The organism is Aequorivita sp. H23M31, from assembly GCF_004022485.1.
GTDB classification, from domain to species: domain Bacteria; phylum Bacteroidota; class Bacteroidia; order Flavobacteriales; family Flavobacteriaceae; genus Aequorivita; species Aequorivita ciconiae.
Map to the genome: position 1 here is coordinate 2697511 of NZ_CP034951.1, position 24740 is coordinate 2722250.

The following is a 24740-nucleotide window of genomic DNA, read 5'->3' on the forward strand; positions in this document are numbered from 1 at the left end:
TGCCATCCGCCGGCATATTATCCGGTAACAGGCCAACCTCTATAATTTGGATACGGAACCTCCAGGTTTGCAATTATTAGATAATTGGGATTATACCCATATAACCAGCATTATTTTATTATTGGTTCTTCTTGCGTGCTCGGCATTAATCTCGGGCGCGGAAGTTGCCTTCTTTTCTTTAACTCCAGCAGACTTTGAGGAAAGTGAGAAAAAATCTACGGGAAAGAAGATGGTTATTGTGGAACGGTTGCTAAATGCCCCGAAGAAACTTTTAGCTACGATTCTTGTTTCCAATAATTTTATAAATATTGCAATCGTCCTTCTATTTGATTCTATTAGCAGTTTCCTTTTTGCTGGAATACGCACCAATTTTTATGGAATAGACCTTCACTTCCTATTAGAAGTGGTGGTAGTTACTTTTTTTATACTGCTCTTTGGAGAGATTCTGCCAAAAATATACGCCAACAGAAATAGGGTCTCCTTTGCAGCTTTTATGGCGCAACCTATAAACATTCTCGATACACTACTTTCTCCAATAAGTTTGCCAATGCGTTCGGCAACCGTTTATCTTCATAGGCGTTATGGCAGGCAGAAGTCGAACATAAGCGTTGATCATCTTTCACAAGCTCTAGAACTTTCTAATAGGGACACCACACAGGAGGAACAAAAAATACTTCAGGGAATTGTCACCTTTGGAAATACGGATACCAAACAGGTAATGAAAAATCGGATGGATATTTTCGCCTTAAGCGAGGACCAGCCCTTTAAAGAGATTCTGCCAGAGATAATAAAACACGGATATTCCAGGATTCCCATTTATAAAGAGAATATCGACCATATAACCGGGATTTTGTACGTAAAAGATCTGGTGCCCTATACCGATAGGAAAAATTTGGATTGGAATGCTTTAATAAGGGAAGCCTATTATGTTCCAGAGAATAAAAAACTCGATGATCTTTTAAATGAGTTTAAAGAAATGAAAATGCACTTGGCAATTGTGGTCGATGAATATGGAGGAACAAGTGGTTTAATTTCAATGGAAGATATTATTGAGGAAATCGTAGGCGAAATAAGTGACGAATTTGATGATGAGGATATGATTTTTTCTAAACTTGACGAGCATACCTTTGTGTTTGAAGGAAAAACTCCTTTAAAGGATTTCTACAAGGTTGTGCTTCCTGAAGATCCGGAACTCTTTGAAGAAGCAAAAGGAGAAGCGGAAACACTTGCTGGTTTTCTATTGGAAATCTCCAAAGGCTTTCCAAAGAAGAACGAAGTAATTTCCTTCCATAATTATGCGTTTACTATTGAGGCGTTTGAAGGAAAACGCATCAAACAAATAAAACTTACCATTGAAAAATAAACGTTTTCTTTTTCTTGCTCTTTCATTTCCCTTCTTCCTTTTTTCTTGTGGGGATAATGTTTTGGTAAAACCTGCCGCCGAGCTGAGGTTGGAATATCCTACTCCCGAGTATAGAACTGTCCATACCAAGTGTCCATTTTCTTTTGAAATAAATGATAATGCACAAATGGTTAAACTGAAGGATTGTGATATCAATATTAATTATCCGAAGATGAAGGCAACACTATATATGACTTACAGGGATGTCAAGAACAACAATTTGGATTCTTTGTTAAGGGATGCCCAGAAGTTGGCTTACGATCATACTATAAAGGCAAACAGTATTCCCGAGCAACCTTTTATAAATCCGGACGAGAAGGTATATGGGATGTTCTATATGATAAACGGAAATGCCGCTACCCAGGCAGAATTCTATGTTACCGACAGTATTAATCATTTTTTAAACGGGGCGCTTTATTTTGATGCGAAACCAAACTTCGATTCAATTTATCCAGCCGTAATCTACCTGCGGGAAGATATACGAAGGTTGATGGAGACAATTGAATGGAAATAAATTTGGAATACTGAAAGTCCTCTCAGCTGCAGTCTAAAATCTGATAAGGAATTTTATGAAAGAGATATAAATATTAAAAGCCGCTTCGAGAATTTCCCGAAGCGGCTTTTCAATTCCTATTGAATTCGGCTAGAGATTATTCAAAATCGGAATCCGAAACACCTTCGTTGATAACAACTTTGTTCACTTCAAAAGTGATTTCCTGAGGACCAGCGGATTGCTTTATGGTAAACGGAAACTTTATACCATCAACATCCTTATAATTCTCGAATAAAATAGTTGAGGTAATGGATTGTCCCATCATTTCTTGGGTTGTAACTTCTTTTACTTTCAAGCCACTTGCCTTATCGTAAAAAGCTTCTTTGCCACCTTTAAAGGAAACGACATAAGCATCTTTTCCATCAACAGGTTCAACTCGTTCTAATTTGGCATCTTTTACCGTTAGTTCTGGAAATGGAGCTGCACTCGCTTTGGCCGCTGCATTTTGTTTCTCATCATAATCGATTCGCTGACCTTGGGCAATCATAAATCCTTTCTCACCATTGAAAACTGTTTTTTGCAGTGGATTTCCACCCATGGAAAGAATCATAGAGGATTGGTCTTTAGTGGTATTCTTAACTTCAAGATCCAGTTTCATCCCTTGCATTTCCGCTTGGGCTAGCATAGTGAAGTTTTTTACTCCTTCCACCGCTTTTCTACCTCCAATTGCCTTTATATAATTATCTATAACAGTCTCTGCGGTTACACCAGCGTCTATTGCTTTGTTATAATCTGGCTCCGCAACAGGATTTCCATATTTATCGAAATAACTGATTGGAATGGATTTACCAGTAGGACCTTTTAAATTTTTAAGACCTTCCAAAACCTCAGATCCCTTTCCAACAACTACAATTCGGAGGTTATCCGGTTTGTAGTATTTTTTAGCTACCCTCTGAACATCATCTACAGTTACTTCATTTATCTTTCTAAGATAATTAATGTAGAAATCCTTAGGTAAGTTCTGGGTTTTGATCATCAAGGCATAACGGGCAATCGTTGCCGGGCTTTCTAATGCTAGAACAAAATCTCCGGTAAATTTTGCTTTTGCGTTGGCCAATTGCTGGGTAGTGACTTTATTATCCCGAATAAATCGAATTTCTTTTAAAGCTTCCACTACGGCGCTATCAGTAACAGCATTTCTTACACTGGTTGAAGCCATAAAACGAGTAATGTTTTTATCAGCACCAGTGCTGGAACGAGCTCCGTAAGTCCAACCGTGAGCTTCACGCAAATTCATGTTCAAAAGACTATTAAAGCCACCACCAAGAATTCTGTTGGCAACCAAAACGGGGAAGTAATCCTTATCGTTCATCTTTAGTTTTACCAGATTCTCTATGGCAATTTCAGATTGAACTGCATTAGGCATATCTACAAAATTGATCTGTGTGTATTGAACATCCTTAGGATCGGCATAGACAACAGACGGTACTGGATTTTTTTTCCAATCGCCTAAATCTTTTCTAATCAATCTTTCTACCTCAGCTCGGGTAACGTCTCCCACAACCACCAAATAAGCGTTCTTTGGGTTAAAGAAATCTTCGTAGTAACTCTTTACATCATTAAGAGTCAGTTTTTCTACTTTTTCCTCAGTAGTAAATTCCCCTTTTGGATAATCTTTTCCATAAATCAAAGCAGAGTTGATTCGACTAGCTACATGAGATACATTTTTTTCTTGGCTTTTTAAACCTTCCAAAAGTTTATCTTTTTGCTTTTGAAATTCTTCCTCGGTAAACAATGGATTTTTTATAGCATCGGCCATTAATTCCATTATTCTTGGGAAATATTCTGATAGCGAACTTGCATATCCGCTTTCTGGTCCAAAAGCGATTGTCGCTCCCAAATAGTCCACTTCCTCATTAAATGAATCCTTGGACATATTCGTAGTTCCGTTACCCATCATCGCGGAAACCAGATTTTCTACTCCTGCCTTTTCGCCTGAAGCATGAATTGGATTATCAATGAGTAGCTGCACTCTTACCGTTGGCAGTTTATGGTTTTCTACAACCAGAACTGTAACTCCATTATCAAGGGAAAAAGTGGAAGGTTCGGATAAATTAACCGTTGGCGCTGGCCCCGGAATAGGCATTTTGCTTCGGTCTATTTGAGCTGTTGCGAGACTTGTAGTTAAAAGTCCTGCAATAAATAGGTATAAATATTTTTTCATCTTTGGATAATACTTTTATAATTATTGATCTGATTTTGGCAAATATTCCAAGCGTAGGCGTTGGTTAGGATTCAAATACTTTTTGGCAACATCGCGGATTTCTTCACGAGTAATGTTCTTGTAAATGTCCAGCTCCTTGTTGATTAAGTTCGTATCCCCATAAAAAGTATAATAATTTGCCAGAGAATTGGCAATACCCTCAATAGTTGAGTTTGCAGTTACGAATTTATTTTTATAGATATTCTGAAGTTTTTCGTATTCACGCTCAGAGATAAGATCGGTCTGCAATTTTACAATCTCTTCATCTATCTCTTTTGTCAAGGTTTCCAATGGTGTATTGTTTAAAGGAAGAGCAAGAGTGATGTAACTGCCATAATCTTCTTGACTGAGGTTTATAGCGGCAACTTCCATTGCAATCTTCTCTTCGTCAACCAATTTTTTATACAAACGTGAACTTTTTCCATCACTAAGAATTGTGGAGATCATATCCAGCACATAGGCATCGTGATCTTTCATTGAGGGAGTTCGGTAAGCGTGAACAACCATAGGCAATTGAATGTTTGGATCATACCACTTAGCATCGATCTGCTTTGTAATAGGATCCTCTTTAATATCCGGTTGAACAACTTTAGGACCCGCTGGAATATCACCAAAGTAATCCTTTATCATTTTTTTCACTTTGGCCTTGTCAAGATCTCCTGCCACTACAAGTACGGCGTTGTTTGGCTCGTAAAATTTTTTGTTGAAGGCTTTAAACTCATCAAGTGTTGCTGCATCCAAATCTTCCATTTCACCAATTGTGGTCCAACGATAAGGGTGTTTTTTGAAAAGATTTTCTTTTACTGCTTTCAATAGATTTCCGTAAGGCTGGTTATCCACTCGCAGGCGCTTCTCCTCCTTTACAACCTCATTTTGAGTGTCCACTCCAATTTGGTTAATAATTGGATGAAGCATACGTTCGCTCTCCATCCATAATCCAATCTCTACATTGTTTGAAGGGAAGATCTCATAATAATACGTTCGGTCGTCAGTGGTGTTCGCATTATTTGTTCCACCATGAGAGGAAACAATTTCGAACCATTTTCCGCGACCAATATTTTCGGTACCTTCAAACAGTAAGTGTTCAAAAAAATGCGCGAATCCAGAACGGCCCGGAGTTTCATTTTTGGCACCTACGTGATACATTACAGATGTAATTACCACTGGAGATGTTTTGTCCTCGTGAAGAATAACGTGCAATCCGTTGTCCAGATCGTATTCTTCAAAATTTACGTGCTGTGCCTGAATACTGCAGATGGCAGCTACGGCTAAAAAAGCGGTTAGAAATGTTTTTTTCATTTTTTAAGTTTACAGATTATTTGACTCAAATTTTATCATGCAAAAATACAAAGATTATGGAGATTTTAACAGCTTAAGTGTAATTGGCAAATGTGCAAATTGCTGATTTCATTTTTTTCTTCAACGTAGGATGCTTATTAGGTCGTTTCCTGAAATATTCGGACTTATTCTAGGGAGCCTTACATTTTTAAAATTATAAAATTTGCAGCGTTGAAATAACAGGGATTCTATTACGCAATTCTTTGTCTTAAATCCAACTTATTAAAAATGAATCAAAGGTTTTTTAAAAATTCCCTATAAATTTTAGTTAAGGTGTATTCCCTTTTCCGCAAGTTTTGTAACTTTCAACTTAAAATCTTCGGTATGATCAAAGTTTACTCCACTTATGGCATTTTTACGGCAGTCGCCTTAATTGTTTATTTTCTTCTTCTAAAATTGATTGGGCTTCATCAATATCCCGTTTTAAGTGTAGTGAACGGATTGATTTTCGCAGTGGGAATCTATTTGGCATTAAAAAAATACGGTTCTTCCAGAAAGGAATTAAAATTCGAGAAAGGTTTTGAGGTAGGAATGTTTACTGGAGGGATTGCAGCAATTATCTTTACCATATTCATGGCATTTTATATGTACCAAATAGACAACGAGTTTGCCACAGCCATTATGAGAAGTTGGAATATGGAAACCGATCTGGGAACTGCAATGCTAGTTATATCAATCCTTATTATGGGAATTGTAACTACGTTGGTTTTAACCTTTTCGTTTATGCAACTTTTAAAAAGATCTTGGAACACCCAGGATGGAAATAGAAATACCCTTTAATTTCTTCAAAATTTTCCTTTTAAAATTTAACGGAGCTTCTTCACCTTTGTTATGGATGTTATGGGTTGTGTCTAATTATTTGGTTCTAAAAGATTAAGTAAAAAACAATTTGTGGTTTAGCATTAAAAAACTATATTTGCACCCGCTTTTACTGGAAGGTAAAAGATTTTTTGTTTAACTAATTTATAAACGATTCGCTATGTACGCAATTGTAGAGATAGCAGGGCAGCAGATAAAAGTTGCGAAAGACCAGAAGGTTTTTGTCAATCGTTTGCCAGTTGAAGAGGGTAAAAAGGTGTCTTTTGACAACGTCCTTCTTATTGGTGACGGTGATAATATTACCCTAGGCGCCCCGGCTATAGACGGAGCCCAGATTGGAGCTACAGTCATTAAACACCTTAAGGGTGACAAGGTTATTGTTTTCAAAAAGAAAAGAAGAAAAGGTTTTCGCAAGAAAAATGGCCATCGCCAGTACCTTTCTCAAATTATGATTGAAAGCATTGTAGCTTCAGGTGCTACTCCCGCTAAAAAGGAAGAGACCAAAGCTAAAGTCAAAAAGGAAACAAAGGCTGAACCAAAAGTAGAAGCTAAAACATCCGCACCAAAAGCAACTCCATCCGCAAAGAAGGAAGTTGAAGTTAGCGAAAACTTGGTTACTCGTGCAGAAAATCGTGCTGAGGCGGCCAATATCGAAATCAACATCGATAAAATACTTCACAGTATTGGTACCGCTGGCAAAGCTGATGCAGACGATTTGAAATTGATCAATGGTATTGGACCAGTTTACGAAGAGAAATTGAACGAACTTGGTATCTACACTTTTGAACAAATCAGCAAACTAAAAGCAGCTGATCGCGAAGAGCTCTCTGCAATCGACGGCGTTACCCGTGAGAAAATTGAGGCCGAAGAGTGGGTAAAACAAGCGAAAGCTTTGTTGAAAGACAAGAAATAAGAATAATTAATTAAAAAAGTATAAACCATGGCTCACAAAAAAGGTGTTGGTAGTTCCAAAAACGGTAGAGAATCCGAATCGAAACGTCTTGGCGTTAAGATTTTTGGAGGACAAGCAGCCATTGCTGGGAATATCATCGTAAGACAAAGAGGATACACACATCATCCTGGTGAAAATGTATATGGTGGGAAAGATCATACCCTTCACGCACAAGTGGATGGTACTGTGAAGTTTACCAAAAAGAGAGATAATAAGAGCTACGTTTCTATCGTTCCAAACGCAGAAGCATAGTTACTGTTGATGAATATAAACTGAAACCTTCACAGAAATGTGAGGGTTTTTTTATGGATAGAAATTAACGGTTATCGAAATCGCTAAGAGAAATGGATTTATCCAAAAGTGTCCAACTTGGATTTTCAGGATAATGCGATAGGATAAAGTCAGTTGGCTTGGTGAAATACCAAAAATCATCGGGTTTCTCCGGAGTACCGTAGCCAACGGCCCAGGTAATATCCAATAATTGCCACTTGCCGTTCAACTTTACTGCATTCCAGGTGTGCGTAGGTTTTTTATAATCTTGGTTTCCGGAAGAATAATTTTTTGTAAAGCCGTGCACGACCTCGGCAGATATTCCTACCTTCCCACAGAGATCCTTGAATAGGAAAGCGAATCCTCCGCAAAGTGCCATCCGTCTTTGTAATACGTTTCTAATAACATTCTCTTCGGAGACATATATTTTTTTCTGGAGATTTGTATTTAGATGGAGTTGATTATCATAAACGATGTTTGTTGCAATCCAAAGGTAAATAGCATAGACCTTTTCTGAATCGGAGTGGGAGTTTTTAGTTATCGCTTTAGCTAATTTTTTCGTTAAATGGGTGGTTTCATTTTTTTTGGTGTGTGTGTTTCGGCTTTCTCTCTTGCCTATAATATTCCCAACCTGTCCATAAACCGTACTGCCTAGAAGTATAAATAAAAATATGCTATATAAATCCTTTCTTATCATTCTTAAGTTCTCCTAATGTTTAAAGAACGTTTCAAAGTTCTCCTTATTGAGTCCTTATGCACATATTATTCCAAAAGTGCTTGCAAATCTCGAGCGTCATTTAATTTAAGTAAACCTGCTTTCGGTAAACGTTTTGTCAGTTTACGCCATTGTGGATCACGCCTATATATTTTATGGAGCATCTTGGCCGCTTCTACAATCCGGTTATCGTTTGCCAAGGCGATAGCGGTCCAAAACTGCATTTCTAAATTGTCTGGAAACATTTCCATGGCAGTGTTATATTCCTTTCTTGCCTTTTCCATTTCGTTTTTTGCCACAAATATATCGCCCTCATTCATATGGTCGTAAGCCCGTGAAACCTTTAGTAACCTATCCAATTCCTGCACTGGAAACGTGTCGTCATCTACGCGTAGATCTACAATACGGTCGCTCCATGGTTCCGAGCTTGCCTCACCTTTTACGATTATTATTGCTGCCGATTGCCGCCCTCGAATATCTCCGCCCACATCTTCCGCAGATTTTAAAACCGCGATCATTCTTTCAGCAAGAGGTAAATCTGAATTTTCTAACCAAGTTTTTTCCATGGCGCCAACTACCTTATCCGTAAGCATCATATTAGCTTGGACTGAAAAATCCTGACCGTTTTTTTGTCCGGCGTGGTCTATACAATTTCTTCCGGTGAAAGTGGCAACGCGTCCCACCTTATCCATTATCGCTACTTGACGGAATTCTTTGCTCGGATCTTTACTTAATAGGATGTCCAGAACTTCTTGGGGACTTTTTCCTTCTTTCAGTAATGCTAGTCCTTTTGGCCCAAATGAAACATTTGCAAAAGATTGGGTCGCAACCACACCAACTCCTGCCTCAGCCCAGGGAACAACAGTGCCTACATTGAACCAATGACTTTGTACAGCTACGCCCATTTCGCCAGTTTTTGCATCTCGCGCTACAATGGAATAGGTGTGGGCAAATGGGTCGTGTGGTTTTTGATCTTGGGAATTCATTTGTAAACTAATGATAAATATGACGAAAAATACTTTTAAGTGCATAGCCTTCCGAATTGATCTATTAAAGATAAATTATATTCTTCGGAAAAATTAAATTCATCTAAAAATAAAAAAGCCCCGCATTGGCAGGGCTTATATTATTTTCATGCATTTATTTTCAGGAGATTAAAATCTTCAGAAATCGGCTAGGAAATATTAATCAAAAAGTGACGATTCATCATCCAAGGTCCAGGCATTGGAAAGAGGTCCTTTTAAACTTGCACTCATATATTCGCGATTCATTCGCGCAATGCTCACAAGAGTAATACCTTTTGGACATTCAATTTCGCAAGCTCCCGTATTGGTACAATTCCCGAATCCTTCGGCATCCATTTGTTTTACCATATTCAATGCACGATCTGTAGCCTCAATTTGTCCTTGTGGCAACAAAGCAAATTGACTAATCTTGGCAGAAGTAAACAACATTGCACTCGCATTTTTACATGCAGCTACACAAGCGCCACAGCCAATACAAGTAGCGGCGTTAAATGATTCATCGGCGTCGTGTTTGTTTACCGGTATAGTGTTGGCATCAACTGTGTTTCCAGAAGTATTCACAGAAATGTAACCACCAGCTTGCTGAATTCTATCGAATGAGCTTCGGTCAATAACCAAATCCTTTATTACCGGAAATGCATTTGCGCGGAACGGCTCAATAACAATATGGTCGCCATCGTTAAAGCTACGCATATGCAGTTGGCAAGTGGTAATTAAACGATCCGGTCCGTGTGGTTCCCCATTGATCTGCAGGGAACACGAACCACAGATTCCCTCTCGGCAATCGCTATCAAATTGTACAGGTTCTTCGCCTTTGTTGATAAGCTCTTCATTGAGAACATCCAACATTTCCAAAAAGGACATATCACCTTCTATCCCATCTAAGGGGTAGGTCACAAATCCTCCTTTGGTATCTTTATTTTTCTGTCTCCAGATATCGAGTGTAAGTTTCATAATTTCCGGTATATTTTACTCATTGCTGAGTTTGGATAATTCTGTTTAAAAAAAATAGTTATTAAGTTATTGGTTATTGAGTTATTTAGGGTTTACGATTTTGGAGAGATTTAATATCCATTCAAAATCAGTAATGTTTTATCATGAATAACTCTAAGTTCCTTTAGATCAACTTCGGATAAATATTTTTCGTCCAAAGCAATTATTCCGTGATCCAGAGTTTCACTCAAAGAGCTGCGAGCCATTCGACTTACAAAATTTCGAAGATTTCTTGCTTCTTCAGCAAGCCAATTCTTCAAGAGATTGAAAACTTCCCATCTTCAATAACTTAATAACTTCATTAACACTATTTATAACTTCTAGCTTTTACTTCAATATTCTCATAATTAAGCTCCTCTTTATGGAGTATTTCATTCGCTGGATCGCCTGTATATTCCCACGCGGCAACGTACATATAGTTTTCATCGTCTCGCAAGGCTTCCCCCTCGTCGGTTTGAAATTCCTCACGGAAATGTCCACCTGCGGATTCATTTCTGTTGAGCGCGTCTTTTGCCATTAATTCCCCGAGCTCCATAAAGTCTGCTACCCGAGTTGCTTTCTCCAATTCGGCGTTAAGTTCAAACTGGGTTCCCGGAACACGCACATCTCTCCAGAACTCCTCTCTCAGTTCCCTTATTTCGGCCATCGCTTCTGTTAAACCTTGTGCATTACGCGCCATTCCACATTTGTTCCACATGATATGGCCCAACTTTTTGTGGAAATAATCAACGGAATGTTTCCCTTTGTTGTTTAACAGTCTATCTAGGTTATCTTGAACACTTTTTTCGGCCTCATCAAATTCCGGGGAAGTTGTTGGGATCTTTCCTGTTCTAATATCTTGCGCCAAGTAGTTTCCTATAGTATAAGGAATTACAAAGTACCCATCGGCCAAACCTTGCATCAGGGCCGATGCTCCCAATCTATTGGCACCGTGATCACTAAAGTTTGCCTCTCCCAATACAAAGCATCCAGGAATTGTAGATTGTAAATTGTAATCTACCCAAATACCGCCCATAGTGTAATGTACTGCTGGGTAAATCATCATCGGCGTTTCGTAAGGATTCTGATCGACAATTTTTTCATACATCTGGAAAAGGTTACCGTATTTCTCTTTGATAACTTGTTTTCCGTAGTTTCTTATTTCTTCGTGGGATGGATTATGGTTACCATGGACTATCGCCCGTTCTTTCCCATAGCGCTCAATTGCTGAGGCAAAGTCAAGAAACACTGCTTGTCCTGTTTTGTTGACTCCATAACCGGCATCACATCTTTCTTTGGCTGCTCGTGAGGCAACATCGCGTGGTACAAGGTTTCCGAAGGAAGGATACCTGCGCTCCAAATAGAAATCACGCTCTTCCAAAGATAAATCGTTTGGCTTTTTCTTTCCCTGTCTGATAGCTTCCGCATCTTCCTTTTTCTTTGGAACCCATATTCTACCATCATTCCGAAGAGATTCGGACATCAAGGTCAATTTGCTTTGGTGTTCTCCTGAAACTGGAATGCAGGTAGGGTGAATTTGGGTATAACAGGGATTAGCAAAATAGGCGCCTTTTTTATGAATCTTCCAGGAGGCAGTAACGTTACTTCCCATAGCATTGGTTGAAAGGAAAAACACATTACCATATCCACCTGAGGCAATTACAACGGCATGGGCGGAATGTCTTTCTAGTTTTCCGGATACCAAGTCCCGGGCAATAATTCCTCTTGCTTTTCCATCCACTACAACCAAATCTAGCATTTCGTGACGGTTGTAAGCAGTAATCTTCCCTCTATTTATTTGTCGGTTCATTGCAGCGTAAGCACCCAAAAGCAATTGCTGGCCAGTTTGACCTTTTGCGTAAAAGGTTCGGGAAACCAAAACTCCTCCAAAAGATCGGTTATCAAGATATCCTCCATATTCGCGGGCAAAAGGAACGCCCTGAGCTACACATTGGTCGATAATATTTCCCGAAAGCTCTGCAAGTCGATATGAGTTTGCCTCTCGAGAACGGTAATCCCCTCCTTTTACGGTATCATAGAAAAGACGGAAATTAGAGTCGCCGTCTCCTTGATAATTTTTGGAAGCATTAATACCTCCCTGTGCTGCGATGGAGTGGGCACGTCTCGGAGAATCCTGGTAACAGAATGTTTTTACATTATAGCCAAGTTCTGCAAGCGTTGCGGCGGCACTTCCACCGGCAAGTCCGGTCCCGATGACTATAATATCAATATTACGTTTATTGGCCGGGTTAATGAGATTTAAATCATTTTTATGTTTTGTCCATTTGTCGGCCAATGGGCCTTCAGGAATCTTTGAATCTAATTTTGACATAACTTTAATTTTTAGAAGGATCCATTAAAATGTAGGTACAATGCAATAAAAATGAATCCAAGAGGGACTACTACTGCATAAAACTGTGTAAATCCTCTGAGACCTTTAGAGTATTTATTGTTCCAACCGATACTCTGGAAGGTAGATGAAAACCCGTGCCATAAGTGGAGCGCCAGTAATACAAAGGAAATGCAATACAGAGCTGTACGTACCGGATCGGCAAATTTATGGACCATCTCTGTATAATACCGGGTAGGATCCAATGGTCCTCCTTGAATATATTTAATATTCATTTCCGGAAACCAGAAGTCATAAAAGTGCAAACCTAAGAATGCCAAAATCACTAATCCAGAGATTAGCATATTCCGGGAAACCCAGGTTGAATTTCTATTCCCCTTATAAGATTTGTAACTTATCTTACGCGCATTTCTGTTTCGAGCTTCCAGAATAAAACCCATTATAAAGTGGAAAACCACCGCGAAAGCTAGGATCGGCTGTAATATAAACTGAACAGCGATATTGGTACCCATAAATTCTGACCAACTATTGAAGGTCTCTGGATCAAATACAGAAGATAAATTGATGGTAAGGTGTTGCGCTAGAAATAACACCAAAAATAGCCCAGATAGTGCCATCGCGAACTTTCTGGCTATTGAAGTAGATAATATTGCCATTATTCTTTTGTTTCAGGAATTGTTATACAAAAATAGGATTCAAACACATTGACACCAAACATTCAGGCGCTATTGTAAGCTATTTAGAATGGGTTTAAATACAAAATAATCGACACTTACCAAAATGATTTTCAGAGGTTTTATTATTCAAGGAACTTATCTGATATTATAAGTTTCAAATTTCTCGTGTAATGCAAAATGGATAGACTTTTATTTTGAAGACTTTTTAATCTCAAAACCTCTTTTATTGTTTAAAGTTTTAAATAGAAAAATAAGGTCCTTTGTAGTAAGGGAGAATTGAGAACCATAAAATTGAATAGATATAAGCGAGGCAAAAACCCTTTGTTTTTATTAATTTTATAGACTTGATTCTTTTAAGAATCCATAATTCATATTAAAAAATTAAGATGCTTTTAAATCAAAAAGACCATTGGGAAACCGTCTATAAAACCAAGGATGCGAGTCAAGTAAGTTGGACGCAGTCTGTCCCCATAACCTCTTTGGAATTTATTCATTCCCTTAATCTTCCAAAAAATGCTGCAATTATTGATGTTGGTGGAGGGGACAGCAATCTTGTAGATTATCTATTGGATGCGGGGTTTACGGATATTACAGTTTTGGATATTTCATCGCACGCATTGGAAAAAGCAAAACTACGATTGGGGGAAAAAGCAAAGAGGATCAATTGGGTAGTTTCAAATATTACCGAATTTAATCCCACAAAACAATACGATCTCTGGCATGACAGGGCTGCCTTTCATTTTCTTATTGAATCAGATGAAAAAGATTCATATTTGAAATTAATCCGGGACACGGTAAAAAATTATTTGGTTATCGGGACATTCTCAGTAAACGGGCCCACAAAATGTAGCGGTCTGGAGATTACTCAATATTCCGAGAATACTTTATCGAAATTTTTGGAGCCCCATTTTGAAAAAATAAAATGTAAAACCGAGGATCATATTACCCCATTCAACACCTCTCAGAATTTTCTATTTTGTTCTTTTAAACGTTTGAAATGAAAGGGGATCAAGAATTCGAGGAGGCAATCCAAAGCTTTTCCGAGGAAATAAAAAATATGTCCCGTCAAACTCGGAATTTAATTAGAAAAATTTTTCCCGAAGTTGTTGAGGTCGTCTGGAAAAAGCAAAAGAACATTGGATTTGGCACGGGTCCAAAGAAAAAAACGGAACACTTTTGTTGGCTGATGCCGGCTACGAAGCATGTAACTCTTGGATTTAATTACGGTGCTCAATTGCCGGATCCCAGCAATATACTAGAAGGTACGGGAAAATTATTCCGACATTACAAGGTGAAAAATGAAGTTGATCTATCCAATCAGGATTTAATCAACTTAATAAAATTTGCCATCGATTTTAGAGGGAAGAAAATTTAAAATACATTTTTTGATTATGAGAAAAGCTATTAAATTGTTTTTAAGACTGGCACTTGCGGCCGGATTTTTATCCGCTGTTGCCGATAGATTCGGCTTTTGGCCGGATAATGTTAGCGCGTGGGGAAACTGGGAGAGCTTTTTACAATATACGGCAACTATCAATCCTTGGTTTCCAAGTTCGGCAATTCCAGCTCTCGCTATAATCGCCACGTGTGCTGAGATTATATTTGCAATTTTCCTTATAATCGGCTTTAAGACAAAATTGTTTGCAAATCTAAGTGGCCTGCTTTTGCTCATTTTCGCCCTTTCCATGAGTTTCTCCATTGGCATAAAACCCGTTTTCGACTACTCTGTTTTTATTGCCTCTGCTGGAGCTTTCGCCTTAGGCGCTATGAAAGAGAAATTTTGGGAAGTGGGATAACCATTATTCAGAAAAGAGTAAAGAGAAAAGAGAACAAAGAATAAAAAACAAAGAACCAATAAGTATCAGGAGCCAAGAACCAGGACCCAAAAATCAAAGAGCCACTGGGCTGCCGAAGCTTGATCGAAGTTGGAGGACCACGATTCAAGAATCTTAATCTGAAAATTCCTGAAAGGAGTAGAGTTATTTAAAAAATACCTTGTTGGAAAGAATGGAATGAACCTAAAGTTGTAAGTTTTAGAGGTTCAAATTTAGAAATAAGCTCGCAATTGTACACTTCCCGTATGCACGGTTTTAGTGGTTTCACTCTTTCTGCCAAAATAAGATAGGTTTGCATCCAGATATTTAGTTATCCTCTTTTGAAAGAGCGCTCGCCAAGTAAAGTTGGTTCCGGGCTGCAAACCTTCAAGCATTTGGTAGGCCACTGGAGAATAGGCATTCCCCATAAAATCATTGTCAATATAATTAAATTCTCCGTTGATGGATATTTTTTCCGAATTGGAGTACGCAAATGAAAAGCCCAAGGTCTGTTGTTTCAACTCCTCAAGCCCCAACTGATTTCCAGCGTTTTTAAGATTGTAGAAAACATCAAAGCGGGTTTGTTGGTTAAGCAAATAGGAAAGCTTTGGATTTAGTTCTTGGGATTTTAAGCGATAATTTCTGTTCTCAAAATTTTCCGACAAACTTTCATTCGAACTGTTGGCCGCCTTGAGATTGAATAGCCATGCTTCCCAAAATTTGTGGCTAAAGTTCAATTGGTGGCTTTCCAGTTCGTTCTTTTGTAGTCCAATAGCCAATAGATTATCAGAAGAGCTAGATACAAAGGTGTAGCTCGTGGTAAAATGCTGTTTTCCGCGATTAAAGAAAAGAGCATTTCTAAAATTAAGATTCAATCCCAATTGATCGTCGCCCCCATCTTTAAAAGGATTAATATTAAAGCCATCATTTCTGCGTTTTACTTTTCGATCCAATATATACGAGGTCTGATTGTAAAAATGGGAAAGCAACTTTTTGAAACCTTCGCTATTTGACCAGGCTTGCGGATTTAAGGTAAGGATCTGACTAAACTTATTCTGTCGGATTTTCAAAAACACTTGATTGGGCAACAACACCCGTATATATTCAGCTTGGTCAGGAAATTGGGCCACTTCAAATTCTTCTAATTCCTGTATTCCATTATTGTTGTAATCAATCCACATGTATATTCCTTTTCCGGGATCAGTCTTCACATAAGTATATTCCTGTTGGGGAACTACACCATTGTTCGTTTCCAAAGTGGTATTCCAATGTATTCCCCCATCAAAAAACATCTGATTATATAAAATCCTAGAATTGAATGATCGCTCCGTTTCCTTTGTTACCAATTCATTTTGCAGGGTGCTATCAATGCTCACGGAATTTTTGTAAAACGGTTCGTATTTTACCGTACGATAGTTTGCAAAGGCAGATAACTGAGTATTTTCAGAATTGATCAATCGTGATTTCAAGTAATATGTATTGGAGGAATTCACTTTTTGCAAACGTTTGTTCCTAACACTATCGTTTACCCTAAATTGATAACCCATTTCCACAAAAACATTTGTACTGTCGCCAATACCTGAAAAAACTTCGTAAGACCTGAACTTTTGACTTATAATAGAAAGACTGTCATGTACCACATCTTTTATTCGGTTATCCTCCAAAGCTAATTTTCCTCCTACCCAGGCTTTTCTCAATGAATAGGCAGTGGTATTATTTAGCCGAAAGAATTCCGTTGAAATAGAATCTGCCTTACTGTTCAACATACTTCCATAAGTGGTTATTCTGAGTTTTTTAAATTTTAGTTCTGAAGCAATTAAGTGTCTCGAACCATTAAAATTCTCCGAATAATTTAGATTCTGAAACTCATAACGCCCACCTCCAATTTTGGGATGCGAGACTTCAATGCCGGATACTACAAAACTTTGGTTTCCTCTGGGATCTACCAAATTCCAATCTCTATTAAACTCCACATTATATAATCTTTCAATAGTTCTAAAATCTCTCTGTACATAATCCAAAGACCCAAGTGCATCGATTCTTAAAGTATCGGTGGTAGTCAGCACTCGTTGTCTAAAGGCCAATCTGCCTGCAAATCCGTCATTGTCATTGTTGTCAAGATCACTAAATAGATTTTGGTCGTTATTGCTCCCCGCAATTTCAAAATCTATTTTTGTTTTTTCTGTGGGGTGGTAGCTGCCAGTAAGACCGCCTATCTGTAGTTTTTCTGGAGGATCTAATCTAATAATGGGTTCGTAATTTCCCTGTTTTATTCCATTTATGGGTGGAACATACTCGTATATGCGGCTTATGGAATTCTGACTTCCTACTATATAATTTCCATTATTACTACCCATTAAAGTAAACCGAACATTGTAAAGATCATCTTCCGGATCGTTGGAATAAACAAATACATCCACACCGTTGATTAAAATCTTTTTATAGAGAATTTTGTTTTCCGAATAAACATCTGGAACGGCGGAGGGTGCCATCATTTTGTCCTTATCGTCCCCTGCCTCTTGTAATATCTCCACCTGTTCCTTAGTAAGACTCTGTTGTAGTGGCTGGTTTTTTGCATCACTTTCCGAATATACATAAACTCCCAAATCAAGTTTTTTACTGGAATAATTGCCCCCGCCATACCCAATAAAACGGGTGTAACTTCTATCAGTAAATTGATATTCCACGGTAATTCGCATATTGGCAGTAATTGGGTAGGTCGGGTTAAATCTAATTTCTCCCGCATTGTAGTCTATTTCGTAGTCCTCGTTTTCACCTCGTTTTAGCAGAAGTCCATTTACATAAACCTTCTCACTACCAGAAACAACCAGTATATAAAGTTCACCATTAGGTCCAACCAATTTATAAGGACCCTGGTTACCTTCTTGGCCTACAAATTCGCTTTTGGCGAAAACACCTTTAACCAACGCTCCCGAAGCAAAGGCCGAAATCTTGGAGCCATCTTCATTATGGATTATTCCACCCAAGGATATTCCCTGCACCTTTTTGGTAAATCGTCCAAAATAGCTGCCTCTGTTTTCAAGATCAATATCTCCCGCACGAATATTCCAGTTGTCACTAAAAAGTTCAATAAAAATCTGGTCAAATTCATTTAAGCTCTGGGAATATCCTCCTTCCTGAACGGGAATATTGGCATCCTGGATAGAAGCACGGATTGCTACCTTCTCACTAAGTTTTCCGGTTATTTGAAGATCAAGCTGACTATTTACCACCGCGTTTTGATTATTCCCAATGGTAATTCCCCGCGAGATACTTCCGGAAGTATTTAAACCTTCAAAGGGTGTAAATATATTCTTATTAGTGCTTTCATGAAGTGAATATAATTTATCCATTCTTCCCGTGTTTTCCATGATAATCTTTTTATCCAGAGTAAAATATTCTTGGGTAAGGAATGAGGGATATTGCAGATATTCAATGGTAATAGAATCTTGTTGCTCTTGCAATTCATCGGAGAAAAATAAAGTACCCTTTTTAAAATCAATACGATAGCTAAAGGGATTTGGAGAATTACCCTCTTTGTCCATCAATATAAAGCGTTTAGGGTTTATACCAGAACTATCAAGAACCACCGAATCTCTTACAGCAACTGTTTTTGTCCTGTAATTCGATTTCAAATCCTGCGCGAGCCCAATGGAGGTCGTGAGAATAAAAATCAAAAGCAGTAGGTATTTCATCAACTATACAACTAAACAGTGCTGGATTTATTTCGTGGTAATGGTTCCACTCGCTATATAAACGTTGGAATTTGGCCAAAAGTAAATAAAACAACAATGAATTTGGAAACAACTTCAATTGCTAATGGTTAGGATAAATCCTACTATTTGAATATAACAAAACAATTCAGGAGTAATTTTATTTATTGCTCACTGGGCGTTCCTCCTGCCCAAGAAAAATGGGCAGGAGTCGGGCTATTCGCTACAAGTCCTCGCTCCCCAGAAAAAGGGTCGCTGTGGGATTTTCGCTGCTATCCCTAACGCGGGTTTATCTAAACCTTTATTTTTCGGTAATTTTACCAATTGAGTTCTACTATATTGAAAATATCTAAATGAAAATAATTTCATACAATGTCAACGGCATTCGCGCCGCAATGCGAAAGGGTTTCATCGATTGGCTCAAAGCGGCAAATCCGGATATCATTTGTCTTCAGGAAATAAAAGCCAATTTTGATCAAGTGGAAATAGAGGAAATAGAAAATGCCGGTTATCCGTATCATTATTGGTATAGCGCTCAGAAAAAGGGTTATAGTGGAGTTGCAATACTTTCAAAATTTAAACCTAATCATATAGAATATGGAACGGGTATAGAATATATGGATTTTGAAGGGCGAAACATTCGTATTGATTTTGATGATTTTTCCGTTATGAGCCTATATATGCCCAGTGGTACCAACATCAATCGATTGGAACATAAGTTTACCTATATGGCCGATTTCCAGAAGTATATCGACTTGATAAAAACGGAAATTCCAAATCTGATAATCTGTGGGGATTATAATATCTGTCATCAAGCCATCGACATTCACGACCCTATAAGAAATGCTAAAGTTTCTGGATTTTTACCCGTAGAAAGAGAATGGTTGGATAGATTTATGAGAAGTGGATTTGTAGATAGTTTTAGACATTTTAATAAAGAGCCTCATCAATATACTTGGTGGAGCTATCGGGCCAATGCACGAAACAATAACAAAGGTTGGCGGATAGATTATAATCTGGTCTCAGAAACTTTGAGAGATAATTTAAAGCGAGCTGTCATTTTAAAAGATGCCCTGCACAGCGATCACTGCCCGCATTTGGTAGAATTGGAGTTTTGACTATTAGAAAAGAAAACCAAACACGAAGGTTATATTTTTTAATTCCTCGAAATGTCTTTGGATTTTGTAATAATTTCTCCTCCCTTGGGAGGCTGGAATGGGACTTCAGTTAAAAACCCCAAAGGTTAGATTGCTTCATTCTTCGAAATACCTTTGGGGTTTAATTTTCCTAACTCCTCCCCTTGGGGGAGGCCGGGAGGGAACTACAAATCAAATTTAATACCCTGCGCTAAAGGTAGCTCGGTAGTATAATTAATCGTATTTGTCTGTCTTCTCATATAAACTTTCCAAGCGTCACTTCCACTTTCGCGGCCGCCGCCTGTTTCTTTTTCACCTCCAAAAGCACCGCCGATTTCAGCGCCCGAAGTACCAATGTTCACGTTTGCAATTCCGCAATCAGATCCTTGAACCGATAGAAATCGCTCGGCATCACGAAGATTATTAGTCATAATCGCAGATGAAAGTCCCTGTACAACTCCATTTTGAAGATCTATTGCATTTTCAATATCTCCACTATACTTAATAAGGTATAGAACCGGAGCAAATGTTTCGTGCTGAACAATTTCATAGTGATTTTCGGCTTCAGCAATTGCTGGTTTTACGTAGCAACCACTTTCATAACCATTGCCTTCAAGAACTCCTCCTTCAACGATGATTTTCCCACCTTCCTCAACAACTTTATCCAGCGCGTTTTGATAAGCTTTAACAGCATCCTTATCGATAAGAGGTCCAACGTGGTTTTTCTCATCCAGTGGGTTTCCAATTTTCAATTGTTTGTACGCATCAACAACCGCATTTTTTACTTTGTCATAAATACTATCGTGAATAATCAGCCTTCTTGTGGAAGTACAACGTTGACCAGCAGTTCCAACAGCACCAAATACCGCACCGATTACTGTCATTTTAATATCGGCATCAGGAGCTACAATAATTGCGTTATTTCCCCCTAACTCAAGAAGTGATTTTCCTAGTCTTTTAGCAACAGCCTGAGCTACAATTTTCCCCATTCTAATGGAACCGGTTGCTGATACCAACGCAGTTCTTGGATCGTTTGTCATTAACTCGCCAACTTTATAATCCCCATTTATCAAACAAGAAATTCCTTCTGGTAAATTGTTATTGGCAAAAACTCTCGCAGCAATCCGTTGACAGGCCACACCTGTAAGTGGCGTTTTTTCTGAGGGTTTCCAAACACAAACATCTCCACAAACCCAAGCCAAAGCTGTATTCCAGGCCCAAACCGCCACAGGAAAGTTAAATGCGGAAATAATTCCTACAACTCCAAGTGGGTGGTATTGTTCGTACATTCTATGTCCAGGGCGCTCAGAGTGCATTGTCAATCCGTGTAGTTGTCTTGAAAGTCCAACTGCAAAATCGCAGATATCAATCATTTCCTGAACCTCTCCCAAACCTTCTTGGTAGCTCTTTCCCATTTTATAAGAAACCAATTTTCCAAGAGGTTCTTTCAATCTTCTAAGCTCTTCTCCAAACTGACGAACAATTTCACCACGTTGCGGAGCAGGTTTTAATCTCCAGGTTTTGAAAGCCTCTGTAGCAGTTTTCATAACCTTATCATAATCTTCTTTGGAAGTGGTCTTCACTTTTGCGATTAGTTCTGCATCAACCGGTGAAAAAGAGGATATTTCCTCACCATTTGAAAACCAGTCACTTCCAGTGGAAGTTCCGTTGCTAATCTCTTGTATTCCTAGTTGTTCCAAGGCTTCTTCTATTCCGAAGGAAGTTGTAGTTGCTTGCATATTCTAATAAGTTTTGATGTTTTCTTTTTGAAATAATTCAAGTGTTTCCATCATTTTGAAAACAGAGTGCAAAGGTACAAAATTTGAAAGGTATTTTTTGGATTGTAGATCTTAATCTGTCCACTAGGCAGAGAATCAGGGTAGAAATGTTTTAAATATTTCGTGGCTGGATCTGCAGGAATATTAAACAGAGCTTCAAATTAGATTGATTGGTTTATTTCTTAGTGGAAAGTAATTTCGAAAACTGGATTTTACCAATGAGAACAACCGTATTCCGTATAAAACCTTTTATTTCGCATTATTCTTTATCCTCAAGTCAAAAATAAAATCCCTTGCTTCTACAAATTTAAATGCTGTATTCCCTACGAAGGGATTAAGAATGTAATTAAATTCCGTTGGAATGATAATAGAAGGAATCTTTATAATAGAATGACCTTCCTCCAATAGTTTTGTTCCAAAATCCTTGGTCGATTTTGGCGCAGGTGTCTGTTTCCAGTTTCCAGGCAGGTCTTCTTCTTTAACTGAATAAATCTGATCTTCCTCTATTTCAAAAACACACATGCTCAAAGCACGTGGAATAAAATCAATATTTACATTAACCGAATATTCCAAAATGGATAAAGCCCGACTTTCTGCCGTATAAATACAGGGAATGTCAATATGGTTCCATCTTCCGCCATAAAGTTTGGCACCTGTACCTTTCAGATCGTCGTCAAATTGGGTTTTGGTTAACCTATAAATCTTCATAATTATGAAAAAACGCCGTGTGCAATTCTACCTATAAGGTTTCGTATTTCTTCACGACCAAATTGATTGTCCATCAATTCAAAAGGTTTGGCACCTGAAAGTGCTTGATTGGGGGAAAACATCCAACTATTGAAGTTGTCTTTGTTTTCAAAAACCTCATAGCCAAAAGAATATAGTTCTGCGACGGCGACAATGCGCTCACTTACGTGGTCGCTAAACCTCTGGTCATTCTTTTTGTTAATGAGTGTGGATCGTGTAACGCTTAAAGCTTGGGCCAAAGCATCATAATCCAGCGAAGTTTCTTCCTTTAATTTGGTGAGATAGGATTTGGTAATGCCATCCCGAACAATTTGCATTTTTTGATAGGAAGTTAAGTCTACGAGCGGCACCGCTAAATTTCCCTGATAAAAGCTCGTAGGAGCTTCCTTCACATAATCGGTACTTTGGGGTATTTTATAAGACTTTTTCATTGCAGTATAAATTTAATCTAAACATAGTTCAAATTTACACTTTTTATTTGGTTTTTCAAATTTTTATTCCATCTTTTCCATCGTTACACTAGGTTGTAAATCTCGGATCTGTTTCCATCACAGTTCCGCATTGATCGCAGGTTCGAAGTTCCTTGCTATTATAGAAGTGTTTAAAATGCTCTAGAAAATCGGTTTCTATATCACTTAATGGGAAATAAACTTCATATAGTTTATGATTGCAGTTGTCACAGAACCATAATAAGCCGTCCTCACCTTTTAAATCCGTCCGTTTTCTTTCGATGACCAAACCAATGGAGCCTTCACTCCGCGCAGGGGAATGCGGAGTTTTTGCAGGATTTAAATACATATCCCCAGGACCCAAATCCATAACTTGTTTTTCGCCGTTCTCCTGGATAGCAACCTGGATATTTCCCTCCAATTGATAAAACAGTTCTTCCGTTTCGTTATAGTGATAATCTTTCCGAGCATTTGGACCCGCAACAATCATTACGATATAATCGTCCGAATCCACATAAAGATTTTTGTTACCAACGGGTGGTTTTAGCTTATCACGATTTTCTTCGATCCACTTATTTAGGTTAAAAGGTTTTTTAATAGCCATTGTTGTATATTTATCAGTTACGTAAAAATAGCGTAAAATGATTTAAGAGGAAAAAGATTGGTGAAAAGAGTGCTTAATTTAAAAAAAACAAAAATGAACAGAATCATCCTATTCCTAATTGTACTATGCAGTTTGGTTGCCTGCGAAAACACAAAAACCAATTTAGAAAATAAAGACACAAATGAAAAAGTTTCAGAAAACAAAGAAAACTTTGGAATCGTAATCCACGGTGGGGCAGGAACTATTTTAAAGGAAAATATGAGTGATTCTCTTGAAACCGCTTATAAGAAGAAACTTAAAGAGGCTATTTCTACAGGATACGAAATTTTAAAAAATGGTGGAACTTCTTTGGACGCTGTTACCGCAACAATAAATGTTATGGAGGATTCGCCTCTTTTCAACGCCGGGAAAGGAGCTGTCTTTACTCACGAGGGAAGAAACGAATTGGATGCTTCCATAATGGACGGTGCCACTTTGAATGCCGGTGCCGTAGCAGGCGTTCGACATATTAAAAATCCCATTAATTTGGCTCGTGATGTGATGGAAAAAAGTGATCATGTACTGTTGTATGGTGAGGGAGCAGAGGAATTCGCAAGAGGTTTGGGATATAAAATGATGGATACTTCATATTTCTACACTCAAAATAGATATGAATCACTCAAAAAGGTTTTGAAAAAGGAAACTGCTCTTCACTACACTCCTTCGAAACACTCAGGGATCGTAGCCGAGACAGGGACTGAGGACTTTATGGATCCGTACATAAAGAATTCGAAATTTGGAACTGTGGGTTGTGCCGCTCTGGATAAACACGGCAATCTCGCTGCAGGAACTTCTACTGGCGGAATGACTAACAAGCGATGGAACCGCATTGGGGATGCACCTATTATTGGTGCAGGAACTTATGCAAATAATGCAACCTGCGCTGTGTCCTCAACTGGCTGGGGAGAATTCTTTATTCGTTCTGTAGTCGCCTACGATATTTCTGCATTAATGGAATATAAAGGGATGAGTTTAAAAGATGCCGCAAAAGAGGTAATTCAGAAAAAAGTTCCTGAACTCGGTGGTGAAGGCGGAATTGTAGCAATTGATAAAGATGCAAATGTAACTATGGAATTCAATACGGCAGGAATGTATAGAGCAACTATGAATTCTGAAGGTGAAATGGTGATTGGGATTTATAAAGAAAGCGAGTGAATAAAATATATAGACTAAATTCCCGAGTT

The 24740-nt window shown here is 38.3% G+C and carries 23 protein-coding genes; 10 read left to right on the forward strand and 13 right to left on the reverse strand.

Features of this window, described 5'->3' with window-relative positions; all coding sequences use genetic code 11:
* The first annotated feature begins 46 nt into the window (after nt 1-46).
* A complete protein-coding gene (locus EI546_RS11930) occupies nt 47-1363 on the forward strand; it encodes a gliding motility-associated protein GldE (RefSeq protein WP_128250748.1) in 1317 nt (438 codons plus the stop codon).
* A complete protein-coding gene (gldD, locus tag EI546_RS11935) occupies nt 1353-1916 on the forward strand; it encodes a gliding motility lipoprotein GldD (RefSeq protein WP_128250749.1) in 564 nt (187 codons plus the stop codon). The genes EI546_RS11930 and gldD overlap by 11 nt, the downstream gene beginning before the upstream one ends.
* 136 nt (nt 1917-2052) lie before the next feature.
* Here gldD and EI546_RS11940 read toward each other — a convergent pair whose 3' ends face one another.
* Together EI546_RS11940 and EI546_RS11945 are read right to left on the reverse strand one after the other, a co-directional pair.
* The gene (locus tag EI546_RS11940) at nt 2053-4119 is read right to left on the reverse strand and encodes a M16 family metallopeptidase (protein ID WP_128250750.1); all 2067 of its coding nucleotides are present in this window, start codon (nt 4117-4119) and stop codon (nt 2053-2055) included.
* A gap of 21 nt (nt 4120-4140) precedes the next feature.
* Nucleotides 4141-5457 (reverse strand): M16 family metallopeptidase, encoded by a 1317-nt coding sequence (locus EI546_RS11945; RefSeq protein ID WP_128250751.1) that lies wholly within the window; start codon nt 5455-5457, stop codon nt 4141-4143.
* Between the two features lie 363 nt (nt 5458-5820).
* Between EI546_RS11945 and EI546_RS11950 the strand changes: the two genes are divergently transcribed.
* From EI546_RS11950 to rpmA, 3 genes are all read left to right on the forward strand, one after another.
* Nucleotides 5821-6276, forward strand: coding sequence for a DUF4199 domain-containing protein (locus EI546_RS11950; protein WP_128250752.1), 456 nt, complete (start codon nt 5821-5823; stop codon nt 6274-6276).
* Between the two features lie 199 nt (nt 6277-6475).
* Nucleotides 6476-7228 carry a 50S ribosomal protein L21 gene (rplU, locus tag EI546_RS11955; RefSeq protein WP_128250753.1) on the forward strand — a complete coding sequence of 251 codons (753 nt, stop codon included), beginning with the start codon at nt 6476-6478 and terminating at the stop codon, nt 7226-7228.
* Between the two features lie 27 nt (nt 7229-7255).
* Nucleotides 7256-7519: a 50S ribosomal protein L27 gene (rpmA, locus tag EI546_RS11960; RefSeq protein WP_068762586.1), complete on the forward strand. Its 264-nt coding sequence runs from the start codon at nt 7256-7258 to the stop codon at nt 7517-7519.
* A gap of 64 nt (nt 7520-7583) precedes the next feature.
* Here rpmA and EI546_RS11965 read toward each other — a convergent pair whose 3' ends face one another.
* The 6 genes from EI546_RS11965 to EI546_RS11985 all read right to left on the reverse strand — a co-directional run bounded on the left by EI546_RS11965 (nt 7584) and on the right by EI546_RS11985 (nt 13255).
* Nucleotides 7584-8234 carry a transglutaminase domain-containing protein gene (locus EI546_RS11965; RefSeq protein ID WP_128250754.1) on the reverse strand — a complete coding sequence of 217 codons (651 nt, stop codon included), beginning with the start codon at nt 8232-8234 and terminating at the stop codon, nt 7584-7586.
* Nucleotides 8235-8299: 65 nt separating this feature from the next.
* Nucleotides 8300-9283, reverse strand: a complete 984-nt coding sequence (locus tag EI546_RS11970; RefSeq protein WP_128250755.1) for a DUF1028 domain-containing protein — start codon at nt 9281-9283, stop codon at nt 8300-8302.
* A 153-nt stretch (nt 9284-9436) separates the two neighbouring features.
* Nucleotides 9437-10231, reverse strand: coding sequence for a succinate dehydrogenase/fumarate reductase iron-sulfur subunit (locus tag EI546_RS11975; protein WP_128250756.1), 795 nt, complete (start codon nt 10229-10231; stop codon nt 9437-9439).
* Nucleotides 10232-10341: 110 nt separating this feature from the next.
* Nucleotides 10342-10476, reverse strand: a complete 135-nt coding sequence (locus tag EI546_RS16605) for a four helix bundle protein (protein ID WP_262707623.1) — start codon at nt 10474-10476, stop codon at nt 10342-10344.
* A gap of 101 nt (nt 10477-10577) precedes the next feature.
* Nucleotides 10578-12581 (reverse strand): fumarate reductase/succinate dehydrogenase flavoprotein subunit, encoded by a 2004-nt coding sequence (locus tag EI546_RS11980; RefSeq protein WP_128250757.1) that lies wholly within the window; start codon nt 12579-12581, stop codon nt 10578-10580.
* A gap of 11 nt (nt 12582-12592) precedes the next feature.
* Nucleotides 12593-13255, reverse strand: a complete 663-nt coding sequence (locus EI546_RS11985) for a succinate dehydrogenase cytochrome b subunit (RefSeq protein ID WP_128250758.1) — start codon at nt 13253-13255, stop codon at nt 12593-12595.
* A 407-nt stretch (nt 13256-13662) separates the two neighbouring features.
* Here EI546_RS11985 and EI546_RS11990 point away from each other — a divergent pair, with 407 nt between their 5' ends.
* From EI546_RS11990 to EI546_RS12000, 3 genes are read left to right on the forward strand one after another with little or no spacing between them, the layout of a single operon-like run.
* Nucleotides 13663-14277 (forward strand): class I SAM-dependent methyltransferase, encoded by a 615-nt coding sequence (locus EI546_RS11990; RefSeq protein WP_128250759.1) that lies wholly within the window; start codon nt 13663-13665, stop codon nt 14275-14277.
* Nucleotides 14274-14651 (forward strand): DUF1801 domain-containing protein, encoded by a 378-nt coding sequence (locus EI546_RS11995; RefSeq protein WP_128250760.1) that lies wholly within the window; start codon nt 14274-14276, stop codon nt 14649-14651. The genes EI546_RS11990 and EI546_RS11995 overlap by 4 nt, the downstream gene beginning before the upstream one ends.
* Before the next feature lie 16 nt (nt 14652-14667).
* Nucleotides 14668-15072, forward strand: coding sequence for a DoxX family membrane protein (locus tag EI546_RS12000; RefSeq protein WP_128250761.1), 405 nt, complete (start codon nt 14668-14670; stop codon nt 15070-15072).
* A 251-nt stretch (nt 15073-15323) separates the two neighbouring features.
* Here EI546_RS12000 and EI546_RS12005 read toward each other — a convergent pair whose 3' ends face one another.
* The gene (locus EI546_RS12005; RefSeq protein ID WP_164905231.1) at nt 15324-18785 is read right to left on the reverse strand and encodes a hypothetical protein; all 3462 of its coding nucleotides are present in this window, start codon (nt 18783-18785) and stop codon (nt 15324-15326) included.
* Nucleotides 18786-19156: 371 nt separating this feature from the next.
* On the opposite strand from EI546_RS12005, the gene EI546_RS12010 reads away from it, so the two are divergent.
* On the forward strand, nt 19157-19921 hold the full coding sequence (locus EI546_RS12010) for an exodeoxyribonuclease III (RefSeq protein WP_128250763.1): 765 nt from the start codon (nt 19157-19159) through the stop codon (nt 19919-19921).
* Nucleotides 19922-20124: 203 nt separating this feature from the next.
* Here EI546_RS12010 and amaB read toward each other — a convergent pair whose 3' ends face one another.
* The 4 genes from amaB to EI546_RS12030 all read right to left on the reverse strand — a co-directional run bounded on the left by amaB (nt 20125) and on the right by EI546_RS12030 (nt 23517).
* Nucleotides 20125-21678 carry an L-piperidine-6-carboxylate dehydrogenase gene (gene amaB, locus EI546_RS12015; protein WP_128250764.1) on the reverse strand — a complete coding sequence of 518 codons (1554 nt, stop codon included), beginning with the start codon at nt 21676-21678 and terminating at the stop codon, nt 20125-20127.
* Nucleotides 21679-21966: 288 nt separating this feature from the next.
* Nucleotides 21967-22425, reverse strand: a complete 459-nt coding sequence (locus EI546_RS12020; protein ID WP_128250765.1) for an RES family NAD+ phosphorylase — start codon at nt 22423-22425, stop codon at nt 21967-21969.
* Between the two features lie 2 nt (nt 22426-22427).
* A complete protein-coding gene (gene parS / locus EI546_RS12025; RefSeq protein ID WP_128250766.1) occupies nt 22428-22895 on the reverse strand; it encodes a type II RES/Xre toxin-antitoxin system antitoxin in 468 nt (155 codons plus the stop codon).
* Between the two features lie 88 nt (nt 22896-22983).
* On the reverse strand, nt 22984-23517 hold the full coding sequence (locus EI546_RS12030) for a 3-hydroxyanthranilate 3,4-dioxygenase (protein ID WP_128250767.1): 534 nt from the start codon (nt 23515-23517) through the stop codon (nt 22984-22986).
* Between the two features lie 93 nt (nt 23518-23610).
* Between EI546_RS12030 and EI546_RS12035 the strand changes: the two genes are divergently transcribed.
* On the forward strand, nt 23611-24711 hold the full coding sequence (locus tag EI546_RS12035) for an isoaspartyl peptidase/L-asparaginase family protein (RefSeq protein ID WP_128250768.1): 1101 nt from the start codon (nt 23611-23613) through the stop codon (nt 24709-24711).
* Nucleotides 24712-24740: the final 29 nt, after the last annotated feature.